This window comes from Shewanella sp. GD04112, assembly GCF_029835735.1.
In the GTDB taxonomy this organism is placed as follows: Bacteria; Pseudomonadota; Gammaproteobacteria; order Enterobacterales; family Shewanellaceae; genus Shewanella.
Map to the genome: position 1 here is coordinate 2145145 of NZ_JAOEAL010000001.1, position 16378 is coordinate 2161522.

18 protein-coding genes and 2 pseudogenes are annotated in these 16378 nt (G+C 43.8%); 11 read left to right on the top strand and 9 right to left on the bottom strand.

All coding sequences use genetic code 11. The annotated features are described in order from the left end of the window. Nucleotides 1–29: 29 nt before the first annotated feature. From N7386_RS09570 to N7386_RS09585, 4 genes and pseudogenes are all read left to right on the top strand, one after another. On the top strand, nt 30–242 hold the full coding sequence (locus N7386_RS09570) for an AlpA family phage regulatory protein (protein ID WP_076500103.1): 213 nt from the start codon (nt 30–32) through the stop codon (nt 240–242). A 57-nt stretch (nt 243–299) separates the two neighbouring features. Continuing rightward, nucleotides 300–758: a DUF3987 domain-containing protein gene (locus tag N7386_RS09575; protein ID WP_164717944.1), complete on the top strand. Its 459-nt coding sequence runs from the start codon at nt 300–302 to the stop codon at nt 756–758. Next, nucleotides 745–1830: pseudogene (locus N7386_RS09580) on the top strand (DUF3987 domain-containing protein). The gene N7386_RS09575 and the pseudogene N7386_RS09580 overlap by 14 nt, the downstream one beginning before the upstream one ends. Before the next feature lie 217 nt (nt 1831–2047). Then, a complete protein-coding gene (locus N7386_RS09585; protein WP_126513021.1) occupies nt 2048–2725 on the top strand; it encodes an inovirus Gp2 family protein in 678 nt (225 codons plus the stop codon). 17 nt (nt 2726–2742) lie between these two features. Here N7386_RS09585 and N7386_RS09590 read toward each other — a convergent pair whose 3' ends face one another. The 9 genes from N7386_RS09590 to radC form a co-directional block, all read right to left on the bottom strand. Further along, on the bottom strand, nt 2743–3162 hold the full coding sequence (locus N7386_RS09590) for a type II toxin-antitoxin system RelE/ParE family toxin (protein ID WP_126513022.1): 420 nt from the start codon (nt 3160–3162) through the stop codon (nt 2743–2745). Beyond that, the gene (locus N7386_RS09595; RefSeq protein WP_126513023.1) at nt 3150–3434 is read right to left on the bottom strand and encodes a CopG family ribbon-helix-helix protein; all 285 of its coding nucleotides are present in this window, start codon (nt 3432–3434) and stop codon (nt 3150–3152) included. Before N7386_RS09595 ends, N7386_RS09590 begins: the two co-directional genes overlap by 13 nt. 282 nt (nt 3435–3716) lie before the next feature. Further along, a complete protein-coding gene (locus N7386_RS09600; protein ID WP_126513024.1) occupies nt 3717–4439 on the bottom strand; it encodes a lecithin retinol acyltransferase family protein in 723 nt (240 codons plus the stop codon). A 79-nt stretch (nt 4440–4518) separates the two neighbouring features. Beyond that, nucleotides 4519–5085, bottom strand: coding sequence for a site-specific integrase (locus N7386_RS09605; protein ID WP_069454522.1), 567 nt, complete (start codon nt 5083–5085; stop codon nt 4519–4521). A 108-nt stretch (nt 5086–5193) separates the two neighbouring features. Next, nucleotides 5194–5601 (bottom strand): DUF2787 domain-containing protein, encoded by a 408-nt coding sequence (locus tag N7386_RS09610; RefSeq protein WP_126513025.1) that lies wholly within the window; start codon nt 5599–5601, stop codon nt 5194–5196. Nucleotides 5602–5790: 189 nt separating this feature from the next. Continuing rightward, complete coding sequence (locus N7386_RS09615; protein ID WP_126513026.1) at nt 5791–6204, bottom strand: DUF2787 domain-containing protein; 414 nt, start codon at nt 6202–6204, stop codon at nt 5791–5793. Nucleotides 6205–6447: 243 nt separating this feature from the next. Continuing rightward, nucleotides 6448–6804 carry a type IV toxin-antitoxin system YeeU family antitoxin gene (locus tag N7386_RS09620; RefSeq protein WP_126513027.1) on the bottom strand — a complete coding sequence of 119 codons (357 nt, stop codon included), beginning with the start codon at nt 6802–6804 and terminating at the stop codon, nt 6448–6450. Between the two features lie 131 nt (nt 6805–6935). Then, nucleotides 6936–7298, bottom strand: coding sequence for a hypothetical protein (locus N7386_RS09625; protein WP_011071648.1), 363 nt, complete (start codon nt 7296–7298; stop codon nt 6936–6938). A gap of 37 nt (nt 7299–7335) precedes the next feature. Continuing rightward, nucleotides 7336–7842, bottom strand: coding sequence for a DNA repair protein RadC (gene radC, locus N7386_RS09630; RefSeq protein ID WP_164717945.1), 507 nt, complete (start codon nt 7840–7842; stop codon nt 7336–7338). Between the two features lie 134 nt (nt 7843–7976). On the opposite strand from radC, the pseudogene N7386_RS09635 reads away from it, so the two are divergent. From N7386_RS09635 to N7386_RS09665, 7 genes and pseudogenes are all read left to right on the top strand, one after another. Continuing rightward, nucleotides 7977–8187, top strand: a pseudogene (locus N7386_RS09635) (AlpA family transcriptional regulator). A gap of 146 nt (nt 8188–8333) precedes the next feature. After that, the gene (locus tag N7386_RS09640) at nt 8334–9290 is read left to right on the top strand and encodes a hypothetical protein (protein ID WP_126513028.1); all 957 of its coding nucleotides are present in this window, start codon (nt 8334–8336) and stop codon (nt 9288–9290) included. A gap of 26 nt (nt 9291–9316) precedes the next feature. Then, on the top strand, nt 9317–10348 hold the full coding sequence (locus N7386_RS09645) for a WYL domain-containing protein (RefSeq protein WP_232015281.1): 1032 nt from the start codon (nt 9317–9319) through the stop codon (nt 10346–10348). Between the two features lie 32 nt (nt 10349–10380). Continuing rightward, a complete protein-coding gene (locus tag N7386_RS09650) occupies nt 10381–11121 on the top strand; it encodes a hypothetical protein (protein WP_126513029.1) in 741 nt (246 codons plus the stop codon). Nucleotides 11122–11617: 496 nt separating this feature from the next. Continuing rightward, nucleotides 11618–12499, top strand: a complete 882-nt coding sequence (locus N7386_RS09655; RefSeq protein ID WP_126513030.1) for a WYL domain-containing protein — start codon at nt 11618–11620, stop codon at nt 12497–12499. 113 nt (nt 12500–12612) lie between these two features. Further along, nucleotides 12613–15042: a class I SAM-dependent DNA methyltransferase gene (locus N7386_RS09660; RefSeq protein ID WP_279768178.1), complete on the top strand. Its 2430-nt coding sequence runs from the start codon at nt 12613–12615 to the stop codon at nt 15040–15042. Further along, on the top strand, nt 15042–16376 hold the full coding sequence (locus tag N7386_RS09665) for a restriction endonuclease subunit S (RefSeq protein ID WP_279768180.1): 1335 nt from the start codon (nt 15042–15044) through the stop codon (nt 16374–16376). Before N7386_RS09660 ends, N7386_RS09665 begins: the two co-directional genes overlap by 1 nt. Nucleotides 16377–16378: the final 2 nt, after the last annotated feature.

Sequence of the window (16378 nt, forward strand, 5' to 3'; positions counted from 1 at the left end):
TTGCACATTTACACATAAATGAGGTGACTATGTTTGATGCAACTCCTAGCTATTCAATTATTAGACTTGTTAGCGTTATTCAGTTAACTGGACTATCACGCTCTACCATTTATGACAAACAAAATCCGCGATCACCACGATACGATCCGACTTTCCCTAAAAAGGTTACACTTGGGGCCAGAGCGGTAGGTTGGTATTTCGGTGAGGTTGAAGCATGGCTTAAATCAATAAGAGTTCAGTAATGGATTAAAGGTGTACTGGTCACTGACCATATGACTTATTATCAAAGGAAAACTGATATGTCAGAACGTTTTGAAAATAAATATTCACATCCGCGGCGGTATAATAAAAAAATATATAGTACGTTTCCAGTTTCTGATGGAGTTTGTCCAAAAATAGGAGAAGGCACTCTGTTAGGTGATACGATACTTGAAATATGTTTAATTACTCAAGCTGCATATCCCCTAATTGTCAGTACAGCACTTGCTGCTATTTCAACTGCCTTACAAGGACATATAGATGTTGAATTACCAACAGGGAAGATTTGTCCAATCTCGCTTAACTTATTAACTTGCGCAGATTCAGGTGAGCGGAAATCTACGGTTGAAAATTTATTAATGGAAGGGATAAAAAATTACCAAAAAAATCGTGAATTATCTTGTAAAGAACAGTTAATTAAGTATGAGATTTTGAGAGAGGTACATGATGCTAAATCCAAGTCGCTTAAAAAAAGATTGCTCAGAAATGAAGGAATCTAGGAAAACAGAAAATGGGGTAAGTGAAGTAAATGAAATAAATGATCCTTTACAAGAGTTGATCGAGCATGAAGCAAAACAACCACAACGGCCAAAGGCTTTCAGAATTATTTATGAGGATAGTACGCTAGAGGCGCTTACGTTTGGACTCAAGAATGACTCACCATATGCGTATCTTGGGTCAAGTGAGGGCGGTGTGCTAACCAATAGTGCCCTAATGTCAAACACGCCTGTGCTCAATGCCATTTGGAGTGGCGATGATGTCACAGTGACAAGAAAAACAACGGATTCTTATACGCTTTCAGGTGTTAGGTTGACTACACATATCATGATCCAGCCTCAAACATTGAAACGATTTATGGATAAATCACAGGATATTGTAAGAGACAATGGTTTTCTTTCTCGCTTTTTAGTGTGCTTCCCAATGCCTCGTAGCGGTTGTCGGAAAACCAATGGGATCAGGTATGAGAAAGAATTTATCAATCAATTCAATCAAAGAATCGAAGAATTACTAGAGGGTAAATAAATGGAACGTATAATAGTAGAATTTTCAGATGAAGGTAAAGAAAGATGGTTTGATATATCTAACGATATTGAATTGAAAATGGCTCCTGGTGGAATTTACGAGAATGCCAGAGATCATGCTTCAAAACTTGGAGAAATTATTGCTAGAACTGCAGCAAATATTCACTATTTTGATCATCCTTTTGACTCTAAAATATCCGTTGAGTCATTAAAAATAGCAATTGACTTGGTGAGCTATTACTCTTTTCAGTTTTTAAATAACTTTTGCCCACCCCCTATGGAGGTTATTCTGGGGCAAAAGTTAGCGCTTTGGTTAAGTTCATATCGAGATCGAGGGATTCGGTATATTAAAAAGAATAAGGTCTTACAATATGGTCCACCTATGTTAAGAAAAAGCAAGAATTTAAATGATGCGTTGAACGAAATTTTATCGAATAGACTTATTGATGTTTTTGATTATAACACCACGGTCGTTATTGATTTGTATCCAGGAGTTCCTTTTGACAGAATTATCTTTGAACGTGATATGAACTTGTTTAATATCAATTAAAATGACCTTGTGTGGCTTGATTGTTTTCTGCATATAAAATCAGAGTTGTTTTTTTATGATGTATGGTTTTGATATCTGTTTCTTGACGAGTATCTTTATTTCAGACTGTTTGTTCTGTAAGGGACTTGTTTGTTTTTAAATTCTGTGACTCCTAGGTTATTAATAATATATTAACAACCTAGGGTTGTTATTTTTATTACTTTAAGGTTGGTGTGGTATGTCTCAGTATAACAATAGAAACTTAACCGTATTAAATGCCAAGGAGTTTAGTGGGCTGCCAATTCTTCAATTTAAAAATGGAGTCTATGGGGAGTATTTACACAATAACCTTATCGTTATTTATCACGCATTAAAAAGGTACTCAAAGGTTTTCGCTGTGAGAGTTGACTTGAGATTTCCTGACTATTATGACGCCGATGATAACCGTTATGTTACACGGTTTACTGCATCTCTAAAAGCGAAAATTAACGCAGATTATAATGCAAAGTGTAAGAATGCTGAAGGATTTGTGCATCAAAGTGAAGTACTGTATATCTGGGTGCAGGAAACCGGTGAACTTAACCGACCACACTACCATCTTTGTTTGTTTTTTAATGGTAACGCTTATAGAAGTTTAGGTGTATTTGAACTTGGTAGACCTAATTTGTATAACCGAATCGTTAAAGCTTGGGCGAGTGCGCTAGCGTTGGATGTTGTTGCAGCACAAGGCTTAGTTCACTTTCCCAAAGCGCCTTGCTATCTATTAGAGCGTGGTCGGATTCACCAGACTAATACTTTACGTGAGTTGTTTCTGCGGTTAAGTTATTTTGCCAAAGTTGACAGTAAGACCTATGGTGATGGACGTCGTCATTATGGTTGTAGTCGATTATTGGGTAGGCTACAAGTTGGTGATTAGTTTTCTTAGTACGGTTGCTACAGCGAGTACAAATACTGAAGTTGAGGCAAGGGGCTTAAATCCCTTGCTTTTGTCTTTATAGAGAGCAGCAGTATATTAATAATTGCACATCCATGAGAAAACATCTTTACTGATGCATCTCTATCAATATCTAGCTTCTTTTTGGTGACGGATACCAATACGGTCAATCGTTCGCCTCCATCATACTGGTACATTGCCAGATAACCCGTATCACCAAAGTCGATGAGTAGTTCCCTAAAGCTAAAGTCATTGTCATCGATAGGCCGACCAATGTCTGGATAGCTTTCCAGTTTTCTAATGGTATTGATTATGGCGCTGGCAGCCCGTTGTGCGGCAGGGGGATTTTTACTGCGAAGAAACTCACGTAAGCGTTCTAAATCACGTAATGCAGTGGCAGTGAAGACTATTTGTGGCATGTAGGGGCTGCCTGTTCATTTTCACTTCCCCAGGACTCCAGCCAACTTACCACTTCGTCACCGGTGACATGCAAGCCTGATGTCTGGTGTTCTTCCCATGCGCGTAACGCTTCTTGCTGCAGCGCCACGCGTTTCTCTTCTCTCTCAACGTATTCACGGATCGCTTCACGCATCATCCAGTGTGATGAACGTTTACGGGTTTTGGCTAAATGCTCGACTCTGGCTTTAATATCGGCATCTAATTTAACCGACACGGGTTTGGTTGTGCTCATCTGTGACTCCAAAGGTAATGCTTAGTACTACTAGGCAATACCTTAGCATTACGTGGTACAAAAAATAATGATTACACGGTTCGCTCGATTGTGCGAGTAACACCATAAGCTCAAGGATATTAGAATGATAATTTGTATCGCTTAACAGGGACACATATTACCTAGGTATCAGGTGAATCATCAGCGTAGGTAAGAGGGATAAAAACGATAGCGGCGAGTGATGCCGCTTCGTTTATAGGGGGGCTAATGGTTGACTTAGCACTCAATACCGTCGCAGAAGCATCATGACCTTAACCAATGCCATGCATCGGCTATCAGCTCAGCACCGGCTTTTACACCATTGATGCCCACTTCTGCTGTCGTCAACACGGTGTTTAAGCCCGTTTCTACACTGCCGGTGACGAGTTTGATCCCTGCGTCGGTAATCTCTCCTTGGCTTAAGCAAGTATAAGTTTCACCTAGAGTTTGCGTGGTGCCTTTTAGTAGGCATTCGGCAGGTTTCGCCACAAGATCTCCAGGTGTCCCCAGCAGCGTGTTGACGTTATCGGGTAGCCCAAGGTATTCACCGGTCATTTTGATGGCGGTAGAGGCTAACACGACGTTTGCGACAGTCCCCGTGGCAAGCTTTGAAGCAGTACTTCCCAGTAAGCCTGCTCTGGCAGAGCCTTGCAGGGCAATGTGGGTGAGATTACTCACTTGGTTAGAGGTACTGCTCTCCGCTAAGCATTCATTGACGAAGTGCTCACAATTATTTGTAGCTACGCCGTATGGACTGTGACCCAGCTGACTGCGTGCAAACTCAATGGCCTGATGGGGAAACAGCGTGGACTTCTTTACTCTAACGTTCTGGCCACCAGCAAATTGCTGCAGAGCAATTTCTTCGATGATGCCTTGTTTAGATAAGTGGATCACATGGCCATGACCCACATACAGGCCATGGTGTTCGGTTAAGCCAAGCGGATCGATATTGGTGACCAGATGATCTCCGGGTTGAAATGTATACATGGTATGGACTCCAAGAAAAACAACGCAGATAACCTTAGGTCGCATCTGCCAATGGGTTGAATAGGGTGTGTTGATTGACTCAGATTTCCAGCTCGACAAAGTCCTTATCGATTTGCTGCTGAGTAATGCCGATATAACGCAGGGTGACCGCTTCCGATTGATGCCGCAGCATGCGCATCACCCGGCCAATGTCTTTGCAGGCTTGATACAGGTGATAGCCGCGGGTTTTACGCATCGAGTGGGTGCCCAGGGCTAACTTGATATCGTCACCGACAAAGGCAAATGCTTTGGCGACTGCACGCCGTGTCAGTGGTTTCGCGGGGGCCTGCCGGTCTTTGGCTTGGCTCGAGCGGTGGGATTGGAACAGGTAGATATGCTCAGGGTGACGTTGGTGGATCGCCTCAATCAATGCCAGCGTCTTCGGATTGAGTTTGATGCTGGCGCGTTTACCGGTCTTCTGCTCGATGATAGTTAAGCGGTCGCCGTCGATATCGCTGAACTTGATGGCCAGTAAGTCAGAGATACGCAGTGCCAGGTTAAGGCCGATATTCCAGACATCGGCCATCTGCTGACCAAAGTGACGTTCGAGCAGGTAACTGATAAGCTTGATGGTGTCGCGGTTCTTGACCGCTTCGACTTCGTTCATGCTGGGTTCCCTCAATTGGCTATGTGATGAATGTGGGCACCAGCACATCGCCAACCCGCATCGGGCCTGCATTGCTTGGTTCCCAAAATACCTTTGTGGGCACCAAGTTCAGTCGGCGCTGATCTGAACCTGGTACACCTCCATCTCGATGTAGTTACAGAAGTTCTCCAGTAACAGTCGTACTAGGCTGTCGGCATGCTCGAGGTAGCAACGGCCAAAGAAGCTGTTGTAGACCTGCTTCTCCTGAAACAGCACTTCCATTTCTTTCTCAAGCTCAGGGAAGGGCCCGCCGCAGTAAGCAAAGTCAGTGAAGTAATTGAGATACCAGCAATCACCTTGGCGGTAGAGGTTGATCTCCACTGGGTGATAACCGCCGCTCTCTGCGTTGTACTCGGGATCGCGGTAGTTAAAAGTGACGCTGTTGAGGTTAGGGTTATTGAGTGCTGCCAGTTGTCGTTCTAACACTTCATAAAAGGGCTCTGGCAGTGGCAGGATGGTTTCGCGATGTATTTTCATGGTGGACTCCAAAACAAAAAGCCCGCGAACGACAGGCGTTGCGGGCAGGGTAGGTTGTTATCGATATGGGCTTGACGCAATGAATTAGACTGATTAGCGCGAGTGTGATGCGCTTGGCCTGTTGCTGGCGATAGTACTGAAACCGGTAGATAGGATGAGGATGTTCGCGTAAAATGACGGTGAGGCGGGTTAATCCAAGCTTACCTGCACTTGATAGACTTCCATCTGGTGGTAACTGACAAAGTTATCGCTGAACAACTTAATCAGCCCCTGTGATTCCCGCTCCCCAATCCAGCCACTAAACAGGCTATAGACCTGCTTGCTGTTAAAGCAGATATCGATGTCTTTAACCAGTTCAGGGAAGGGATGACCGCGAAATGCAAAGTCGGTGACGTAAACTAAACGCCAGTGATCTTGCTGCTTCTCAAGCCGAACTTCGACGGGATGAAAGCCACCCGCTTCGGCGCTGTAGTCGGGATCGCGAAAATTAAGGGTGATGGCGTTGGCGTCTTTTGGTGTGACTTCAGCTAGTTCCTTTTCAATCACTTGGTAAAAACGATCGGGCATCGCTGGCAGTTGGTTACGTTTGATGGTTAATGTCATGGGATATTCCTTCTTTGATTTACGTGCATATGCAAGAGCCAAGGCGCAGTCACGCCTTGGCTCTTGTTGTCTATGCGGTTGGGTTAATAAAACGGTTGTTGGTCGAGCTGTTTAAGGTGAGTCACTAAGGGCTGCTTGATAGAGCTCTAAAGCTGGGTTTAGGAAATGGCACTTACGGTTAGGGGATTGGTGCAAGCTTACGAGCTAGAACAAGTTATCGAGTGATGGCGAGGTTGCTGGTGGTCAGTGGCTTAGCTTTGATTTAGCTTCGGTTTGATAAATCGCAATATACAAATAGCCGTGACTGCCAAGTGTGTCGGCCTCACAGGTAAAGCCGGCGTATTCAATGCTCACGCAGTGCTGCTTGGTGGCATCAATCTCGCCAGTGGCCACCAGCCGCTCAAGCTGTTGAACAATAGCGGGAAAGGCCTCGACAAATTGTTGTTTAATTGCTGGTGGAAATTCACCGACAAAGCTTGCGCGGTCATGGAGATAATCCAAATGCAGGCCGCGCAAAATTAGCCTCGCACCAAAGCGGGGAGACACTTTACGGGGTAGGCCCCAGGCGTGCTCAATATCGAAAAGTTTTAGGGTTGTCATAGTGACCTCAATAGTTGAAGGATGAAACTAAGAGAAGTGGCTTGCTTGTTAGCGGACTAGCGAGAGCAGTGATAAATACCTAGGCGAGTACAAACGGCGGAGACAGATGGCTAGTGGGCTGGGAATCGTTTTTAGGTATGCACACTCCAATTGGGCTGTTCATTACTGCCATGGTTAAAGTACACCCCGTTGATTACCCGCTGCCATTCACCTGTAGGCACACCATAACTATCACAGGGGCAAACATAGCGGCAAAAGGCAATCTCCTTGGGTAAGTGCTCAACCACATCACGGTGAAACACACTCAACACGGTTTTATGTAGCAGTGGATTAGGTGCCACAATCGGCTTGCCAATCACTTGGCCCATGGCATTAAGTGGCCGCACAAACATCGGCAAAATGAGTTCAACCGCTAAACGGTTACGCAGTTCAGGAAACGCGGCGCAGGCCTCAGCAACACAGGCCTGTGAAAAGCTATCAGTAAATTCAATCATGATGGACTCCTTGAAAAATGGTTGGCATTAACGCTGGCTAGAGTAAGCCGCGCTCAGCAAAGGACACTGGCGTGCGGCCAACCACGATATGGTCAAGCACGCGCACATCGATAAGTGCCAGCGCATCGGTTAACCGTTTGGTGATGTGCTTATCTGCCATTGAAGGTTCTGACTCACCGGAGGGATGGTTATGGGCAAAAATCACCGCCGCGGCATTGACGGCTAACACCGCCTTAACTACTTCCCGTGGATAAACACTGGCGGCATCTAAGGTGCCAAAGAACAGCTCTTTAAACTCCAGTAATTGATGCTGGTTATCGAGCAGCATCACCGAAAATACTTCCCGCTCATAACCACCGAGTTTGTAAGTTAAAAAATCCTTAGTGGCCTGTGGATTGGTATAGGCGTCCTTCTTCACAAAGCGTTCGGCAATGATATTGGCGGCAGAAGCGAGGACCTCTTCGGCAGTTTGCGGCCACTGGTTGAACGGCTGGTCTATCGAGTCGTTAGGTTCAGCTTTGGTGGGTATCGCTTTTGTTGACATATCAGGCTCCTTGAAAGCGTTAATGGGCTTATGCACTGGAGTGATATATATCTGAAAATATTTAGAAAAGTTAAAAATTACTGGCATAGCTAATGGAATGAAACCATTACCAAGAGTTCAGCATGACACCAAACATAAAGCTTATTCGAATAAAAGATGTGATTGACAGCACTGGCTTAGCTCGTTCAACCATATTACAAATATGTCGATAAAGGTATTTTCCCTAAAGCAGTGAAGCTGAGCAGTAGATCTGTTGCATGGGTAGAAAGTGAAGTGCAGGAGTGGATATTGGAAAGGATCGCGCAGAGGGATGGAGCGGCCTCGAATCGTTCCCGATCTTGTTAAATCTGCTGTAAAAGTAGTATTAATTTTCTCTCAAAATTTTATCTTTTGAGTGATATTGACGACACCATTTGACGTTAAAGCTAGCATCATATTGCTCAGGATGTTGCTTTAGTTGCAGCATCATTTGGCATTTAGGGGTAAACGCTATGATGAGTCAGTATTGGGATGAGCTGTTCAATTACGTTTTTAATGATTTTGTTAAGGGGTGGGATGGTTTGGAGTTAACCTCTCATAATCCGATAATTTTTATCCAAGAAAGTGATGATTTTTCGGCTATTTATGACTGGAGATCGCAAGAGTTTGAAAACGAGTACTTTGACAGCCTTCTGTTAATGCGGCTGTTTGTAATCTCGTGGTCAAAACCCTTACAGGGCTTAGCGGCATGGTTGAAAAAAGACATAATCTATTCGGCCTCATGCTTCAAATTTTCCCAGCCGTTACTACAGCGACTGTACACTTTATTTTTAGAAGATAATATCTCGCTAAAGCGTCATATACAGAATGGTACCTTTGCTGGAAATGATGCCAACCCTGCAGCATTGATCACTGCCGCTGAAACAGTGTTGGATCAATACCTCCGTCGATGTGAAAGGCTTAACCGCCGTTTTCGAGGTGACAAGCGTCGTTGGCAGGAGGCAGATTGGTTCTCTTCTGCAGCACTAGAAAATGATCTGGCACAAGGCAAAGCAGGGTTCAGAACTAAAAGAGACAGAAAGTTTGATTGTTACTTTGCAGAATTATTTATGGCGGCGACAGTGCTAAATGAGTACTACCCCAAAAGTCCTCTTCTTCGAGCTTTGGCAACAGTGCCATTATATTTTCCGGCATCATATGACTACTTTGAGCCCTATTTTCAACGTTATGTGCAAGAGTTATACTTGCGTAATGCTGACCCTTGGTTTCTATTCGAACTGATGCGTCATATTATGCCCGAAGCGTTTTTATTTCTCTGTAGTAGAACTCTCTTCAGCATGTGTGAGGGAGAAGCTTTAGTGCGTTATTTTGACGAGTTGTATCCGAGTGATGGCTTGATAGGTTGTTCACATACTAAAGCTGAATACTTGCAATGTTTTGGGAAATTGGCTTTGATAACGCCAATATAAGAAAATTTGGACACAGAGAACGATAGATGACGAACAAGGATGGTTTAAAGTGCCCAAGTAAAACGGTGAATACAGTCCATCGTCAATGGATGATCTTGAAATATCTCTCAAGGACTGCAGAACGTAAGACAACCGAAGAGCTTCGCGATTATTTGACGTCAGAGGGAGTAAACCAGACGCAGCGCACCATTCAACGTGATCTTGCATTGTTGGCAGATATTTTCCCTCTGCAATGCGATAGAGACGGTCATCAGGTGCGCTGGTATTGGCAACGTGATAGTCGTACTGAGCTGATGACTGGGCTCTCATTTTCAGACAGTATTTCACTGCTGTTGGTGCAAAGCTCGCTGACGTCGTTGCTACCTAAGTTGTTATTTAAGGGGCTAGAGTCGCAATTTACGCTAGCTTCAAGTACGCTATCGAAATCAAAAACATTGGCTAATTGGTCGCAAAAGTTTGCCAGTATTGAGCCAGACCTTTCCTGCTCGCCACCCACTATTGATGAAAAGGTGTTGGAACGAGTACAAAATGCAGTGTTACGCGAACAGCAGCTTGAAGTGAGTTATCAACCCATTCACCAGTCTGAGCCTAAATCTTATCAACTAGCTCCTTTAGCATTAGTGCTGCGAGGCCAAGTGCTGTATCTACTGGCAACAGTTGGGAAGCATACAGATGTTCGTCGTTTTGCTATGCATCGTATGCTAGCTGCTGAGCTTTATGGCGAAGCGAATCCAAAACGAGATTTTAACCTGCAAGCCTATCTCGATACTGGTGGCATGCAATTCACCAGTGGAGGTTCTGCGGGTTTAATAACGTTTAAAGCAAGGGTAAAGGTGCAACAAGCCGACCACCTTGAAGAACAACCATTAAGCGACGATATGCAGCTTAGCAAAATTGATGATGAATGGTGTTTGTTAACCGCCACCGTTATTGATAGCTGGCAACTGCGCTGGTGGATTATGTCGCACGCCACCAATGTTGAAGTGATGGAACCTTTAGGTCTCAGACAAAAAATAGAACAGGATTTAACGGCTGCTTTAAAAAACTATCATGAGTAGCGATATAGTTCACTTAAAAAGGAAACAAAAATATGAGTGCAAAGGATGTGGCTTTATTAGTGGCGGAATCACCATGGTATACCCCTAATGTAAATCAGGGGGCAGCAAGTTCATTGCCGTTTTTTGAAGGGGTGAAAAAACTTAACAATGACAGTGCTACTGATCGTCGCTTTAATATCTATCATTGTAATTTTTACGATAACAGTTCATTTGAGCGTGCAGTAGAACATCTGGCTAAGGCGAGTGAGGATCGACAAATTCTCTATGTTGGTGCTCACGGCTCCGAGGAGTCAATTGCTGACGCGGAAATTGAACATATTGCTGATGTTGTTGCTGATGCAGGTGGCAGGGTTAAAGGTTTGATAGTGAGCTCTTGTTTTGTTGGTAGTAACGACAAAGTTGCTAAGGCATCTGAATTAGGATTTAAGCCTAATACATTTAAAGAGGTTCGCGGGCCTAACTGGATTTTGGCTTACAAGCATTCTGTTGATTGGTTATCTTCTGTCATGCTTGAAACTTCAGTAATACATCATTTCTCAATGGCTTATATGGAGGGAACAATCAACTCAAAAGCACAAATTTTAGACGTATTTAATAACGCCTTAGCTTTATTTAACCCAAATGCTGATTTTGGTTGGGATTCTGATGAGCACGTTGTAACGCTTGCTGAATGTATTCGTGTTTGGGTCCGTCCACAAGGTGCTGAATTTGCAAAAGATGTCACGGTAGAATTGGCGTTTTTTACTGAGAACGATGAAGATTACGACGAGTAGGAATTTACCCTATTACTTTAAAGTCGTAGAAAAATTAACATCCGTGATGTTTTGAAGTCTAAATCACGAATTATAACTCATAAAAGATTAATCGGAATGAGCATTAGAATAACAATGGCACATTAATAACAAATGGCCCGAGTTACAGGAACTCGGACCATTCGCTGGAAAGTATGTCATTACCGAGTATCACCTTGAATAACAATCAACCACAACACAACTTTACTATTGCGGAGTTAATGCTATTGCAGTTAAGGATTGGTAGATTGATGTCAGGTTGATTAATGTCTGGTGAATTGAGCGAAGCCTATGAATGCTTGATTGAAATTTCAACAAATCTAAGAAGGCTAACTTTTTGCTTCAAATCACAATTTCACACTCGATAGAAGTAGCCGCGAGGTAAACTAGTTGATAATATTAGCCTACTTAAATTCGGTAGGCTGTATAACAATTCTCAGTTTGTTGTACTACCATGCGAGCATGCTAAGGATAGACCTTGACTCAACTAACATTGGAAAGTTTAACGCTTGCGCAGCGCGAGCGGCTGGCTCACATTGACTTTGTGTTAATGTTCAAAGGTGAGGCTCGTCGAACCGATCTCGTTGAACGATTCAATATTGCTCCTTCCGTAGCGACCCAAGATTTTGCCCGTTACAAAGAGATCGCCCGGCAAAATGTAATTTATGATGAAAAGCGTAAGCAACATCTTAAGGCCGCGTCTTTTATATCCCTTTTCGATTTTGATGTGATCAGAACGCTAGCCACCTTAAGCCAAGGCTTTGGTGATGGTTTTTCTGGCCAGCTAAAACCACCTCTTGCGTGTGAAGCGCCTTATCACTTAAACAAGCCGAGTCTATCGATAGTGGCGAAAGTTACCGAGGCCATACACAAAGGTAAAGCCTTGAGCATTAACTATGTGTCGTTATCGAGCGGTGAAACAACACGTGAAATTGTGCCGCATACGCTGGTGGACAATGGCCTGCGTTGGCATGTTCGTGGTTTTGACCGCAAGCATGGTGAGTTCCGTGACTTTGTACTGACCCGAATTAAAGCAGCGTTCGTGCTTGAAGATTCCACTTTGTCTGAAACGGAGCTCGAAACCCAAGATCGGCAATGGAACCGATTTGTAGAGCTTGAGTTAGTGCCGCATCCACGTATTGAGCACAGCGAAGCGATAGAGCTGGACTATGGCATGACGGGTGGCGTTTTAAAGGTTGAGATTAGAGCAGCAACCGCTGGGTATTTGCTTCGCCAATGGCATGTAGATTGTTCTACGGAACACTCATTAATGGGCTTTGAGTATCAGCTTTGGTTGCGTAACAGCCAGGCACTTTATGGTGTCACAAACTTAAAGCTAGCGCCGGGAAGAACAAGTTAATCGAACGATGTAGCGACCATTGAGACGTTACATAAAGAACAGAATTTTAAATTTATAGTGAAGCCGTTGCAGCAACCTAATGGGGTGCAACCAACACTGAACAGGAAAAGAAAATGGATCATAGTGTACATAACAAGCTCATCTCATTTATTTGGAACATTGCCGACGACTGTTTACGTGATGTGTACGTTCGCGGTAAGTACCGTGATGTGATTTTACCTATGGTGGTATTGCGACGTTTAGATACGTTACTAGAACCTACCAAAGAAGCCGTGCTTGAAGAGGTAAAGTTCCAAAAAGAAGAGATGCAAGCCACGGAGCTTGATGATGAACCATTGAAGGCGGCCAGTGGCTATGTCTTTTACAATACATCTAAATGGACGCTGAAATCCCTATTCAACACCGCAACAAATAACCAACAGATATTACTCGCCAACTTTGAAGAGTACCTGCTTGGCTTTAGCGATAATGTTAAAGAGATCATTGAATGCTTTAACCTTAAATCGCAAATTCGTCACATGGCCTCAAAGCAAGTCCTTCTTGATGTCGTCGAAAAGTTTGTTTCCCCTTACATCAATTTAACTCATGAAACGGTCGAAGACCCGGATGGCAACAAGATGCCAGCCCTTACTAACCTGGGTATGGGTTATGTGTTCGAAGAGTTGATCCGCAAGTTCAACGAAGAAAACAATGAAGAAGCAGGCGAACACTTTACGCCACGTGAAGTTATTGAACTGATGACGCACCTGGTGTTTGACCCTGTGAAAGACCAGTTGCCGCTTACCATGACAGTATATGATCCTGCGTGTGGTAGTGGTGGTATGTTGACTGAATCTCAAAACTTCATTGAAGAGAAATACCCTAACGACAGCCGTGATGTTTACCTTTACGGCAAAGAGATCAACGACGAGACCTACGCGATTTGTAAATCGGACATGATGATCAAAGGCAACAACCCTGAGAACATCAAAGTAGGCTCAACCTTGTCTACCGATGAGTTCGCGGCTTCACGCTTTGACTTTATGTTGTCTAACCCGCCATATGGTAAGAGTTGGGCGTCTGAACAGAAGCACATTAAAGACGGCAGTGATGTGATTGACCCGCGTTTTAAGGTTAGCCTGAAAGACTATTGGGGAAATCTCGAAGTGGTGGATGCCACGCCACGTTCAAGTGATGGCCAGCTGCTCTTCTTAATGGAAATGGTCAACAAGATGAAAGATCCAAGCGTAAGCCCATTAGGCAGCCGGATTGCTTCTGTTCATAATGGCTCATCGCTCTTTACCGGTGATGCGGGCGGTGGCGAAAGTAACATTCGTCGCTTCATCATTGAAAACGACATGCTAGATGCCATCGTTCAGTTACCTAATAACCTGTTCTACAACACCGGCATTACCACTTACATTTGGGTGTTGAACAACAATAAACCTGAGGCGCGTAAAGGTAAGGTGCAACTGATTGATGCCAGCTTGCTATACCGTAAGTTGCGTAAGAACTTGGGTAACAAAAACTGCGAATTTGCGCCTGAGCACATCACGGAAATTACCGATACTTACCTCGCGTGTAAGGATGTTGAAAGAGCGCTTGATGCAAACAATGATCCTGTTGGCATCGCCAGTAAGGTGTTTAGCAATGATGATTTGGGCTACTACAAAGTCACTATCGAGCGCCCAGATCGCCGCAGAGCCAAGTTCACTCAAGACGCAATAGCCCCACTGCGTTTTGATAAGCAGCTCAGTGAAGTGATGGAGCACGTTTACGCAGAGCACGGCGAACGTGTTTACGAAAAAACTGGCTATGCTTCTGACAAGAAAAAGAGCTTCTTGAAATCCATTGAGAAGGACATTCTTTCTTGGTGTGAAGAGAACGATATTAGCCTCAATGCCAAGGCTAAGGCCAAACTGCTTGATGTGAAACACTGGCTGGCGCTAAAAGCATTGCTTGAAACTGCACAAACGCTGATGGCTGATATCGGTAGCAATGAATTTGATGACTTCAATAGCTTTAAAATCCAAGTTGATAAATCGTTAAAAGCCCATGCTATTAAGCTTTCAGCACCTGAGAAAAATGCCATCCTAAACTCGGTGAGCTGGTATGACGAAACCGCCAAGAAAGTGGTTAAAAAGGTAGTTAAATTAACGGGTGATAAATTAGACGACCTTCTGGAGCGCTATGAGTGTGAAGTCGCTGACCTGCCAGATTTTGGTTATTACCCCGTTCCTAGAGAAGAAGGAGGTAAAAAAGGTGAGTTCATCACTTACGAAACGAGCGCAGACCTGCGAGACACAGAATCTGTCCCGCTGAAGCAAAGCATTTATCAGTACTTCCTAGACGAAGTGAAGCCTCATGTTGATGAAGCATGGATAAACTTGGATACGGTGAAAATTGGTTATGAAATCAGCTTCAATAAGTATTTTTACCGTCATAAACCGCTGCGTAGTTTAATCGATGTCGCAACTGACATCATCAACCTAGAACAAAAAGCCGAAGGTCTTATTGCGCAGATATTGGGTGTGAACGTGGCGGAAGTTCAGGGAGAAGCCTAATGACAAATTTATCGGGAATAAATTTGAACAACGGCACTGCCGTTGGCGCGAAGCGCGAGGGCATGGACAGCCCGAGTCAAAGTTTAGCATTGATGCCGAAATATGACGATTATGTAGATTCTGGGGTTGAATGGTTGGGACGAGTACCTGCCTCTTGGGAATTAACACGATTAGGCACTCGCTTTAATGAGCGTAGATCTAAAGTTTCAGACATTGACTACCCCGCACTCTCCGTAACAAAAAAAGGCGTTCTACCTCAATTGGATAATGCGGCCAAAACAAAAGATGGCGATAACAGAAAGCTAGTAAAAGAGGGTGACTTTGTTATAAATAGCCGCTCTGATCGGAAGGGTTCTAGTGGAGTATCTGACAGAGATGGATCAGTATCGCTTATAAATATAGTGCTTAAACCAAAAGGGATTCATCCAAAGTTTTCTGAGCACCTTTTGAAAAGTCATGCATTTATTGAGGAGTACTATCGTGTTGGACGTGGAATAGTCGCAGATTTGTGGACTACTCGATACGATGAAATGCGGACGATTACTATATCTGTTCCTTCACTAGAAGAACAAACCCGTATCGCCAACTTTCTAGACAAGAAAACCGCGCAAATCGACGACGCGATTGCGATCAAAGAGCAGCAAATTAGCCTGCTGAAAGAGCGTAAGCAGATCATCATCCAACAGGCGGTAACCCAAGGACTTGACCCGAATGTGCCAATGAAAGACTCCGGTGTGGATTGGATAGGTAAGATTCCAGCGCATTGGGGCTTAATGTCATTGAGATATGCGTTTGAGTTTCTTAATAGTAGAAGAGTTCCAATAAGTGCAGTTGAGAGAGAGTCGAGACAAGGCGAATATCCGTATTACGGTGCAAGTGGTGTTATCGATTATGTTGATGACTACATCTTTGATGAAGATTTAATCTTGATCGCTGAAGATGGCGCGAATTTGCTAAGCAAGTCAACACCATTGGCTTTCGTTGCAACTGGAAAGTATTGGGTGAATAACCATGCACATATTATTAAGCCAAAATTTCATGGTTTTAAATACTGGGCTGAGTTATTAAGCGGATTGGACTATACGGTATTTATTTCTGGTGCGGCACAGCCAAAATTAACAAGGGACCGTCTTGCAAGTGTATTGGTTCCAGTGCCACCAAAAGATGAAATCCAAGAAATAATTTCGTTCATTGAAGGAATTGAGCCAGATCTGAACCGCACGATTGATATCCAAAAGTCGCAAATTGAAAAACTCAAAGAATACAAAACTACCCTGATCAACAGCGCCGTGACAGGAAAAATAAAAATCACCCCGGAAATGTTTGAGCAGTAGGA

What these genes read in the sequence shown, in the direction of transcription:
- N7386_RS09600 (WP_126513024.1), bottom strand. Translation starts at nt 4,439, where the DNA reads ATGTATACATTTCAACCCGGAGATCATCTGGTCACCAATATCGATCCG.
- N7386_RS09605 (WP_069454522.1), bottom strand. Translation starts at nt 5,085, where the DNA reads ATGAACGAAGTCGAAGCGGTCAAGAACCGCGACACCATCAAGCTTATC.
- N7386_RS09615 (WP_126513026.1), bottom strand. Translation starts at nt 6,204, where the DNA reads ATGACATTAACCATCAAACGTAACCAACTGCCAGCGATGCCCGATCGT.
- N7386_RS09625 (WP_011071648.1), bottom strand. Translation starts at nt 7,298, where the DNA reads ATGATTGAATTTACTGATAGCTTTTCACAGGCCTGTGTTGCTGAGGCC.
- N7386_RS09650 (WP_126513029.1), top strand. Translation starts at nt 10,381, where the DNA reads ATGAGTGCAAAGGATGTGGCTTTATTAGTGGCGGAATCACCATGGTAT.
- N7386_RS09595 (WP_126513023.1), bottom strand. Translation starts at nt 3,434, where the DNA reads ATGAGCACAACCAAACCCGTGTCGGTTAAATTAGATGCCGATATTAAA.
- N7386_RS09640 (WP_126513028.1), top strand. Translation starts at nt 8,334, where the DNA reads ATGATGAGTCAGTATTGGGATGAGCTGTTCAATTACGTTTTTAATGAT.
- radC (WP_164717945.1), bottom strand. Translation starts at nt 7,842, where the DNA reads ATGTCAACAAAAGCGATACCCACCAAAGCTGAACCTAACGACTCGATA.
- N7386_RS09590 (WP_126513022.1), bottom strand. Translation starts at nt 3,162, where the DNA reads ATGCCACAAATAGTCTTCACTGCCACTGCATTACGTGATTTAGAACGC.
- N7386_RS09570 (WP_076500103.1), top strand. Translation starts at nt 30, where the DNA reads ATGTTTGATGCAACTCCTAGCTATTCAATTATTAGACTTGTTAGCGTT.
- N7386_RS09645 (WP_232015281.1), top strand. Translation starts at nt 9,317, where the DNA reads ATGACGAACAAGGATGGTTTAAAGTGCCCAAGTAAAACGGTGAATACA.
- N7386_RS09575 (WP_164717944.1), top strand. Translation starts at nt 300, where the DNA reads ATGTCAGAACGTTTTGAAAATAAATATTCACATCCGCGGCGGTATAAT.
- N7386_RS09610 (WP_126513025.1), bottom strand. Translation starts at nt 5,601, where the DNA reads ATGAAAATACATCGCGAAACCATCCTGCCACTGCCAGAGCCCTTTTAT.
- N7386_RS09665 (WP_279768180.1), top strand. Translation starts at nt 15,042, where the DNA reads ATGACAAATTTATCGGGAATAAATTTGAACAACGGCACTGCCGTTGGC.
- N7386_RS09660 (WP_279768178.1), top strand. Translation starts at nt 12,613, where the DNA reads ATGGATCATAGTGTACATAACAAGCTCATCTCATTTATTTGGAACATT.
- N7386_RS09585 (WP_126513021.1), top strand. Translation starts at nt 2,048, where the DNA reads ATGTCTCAGTATAACAATAGAAACTTAACCGTATTAAATGCCAAGGAG.
- N7386_RS09620 (WP_126513027.1), bottom strand. Translation starts at nt 6,804, where the DNA reads ATGACAACCCTAAAACTTTTCGATATTGAGCACGCCTGGGGCCTACCC.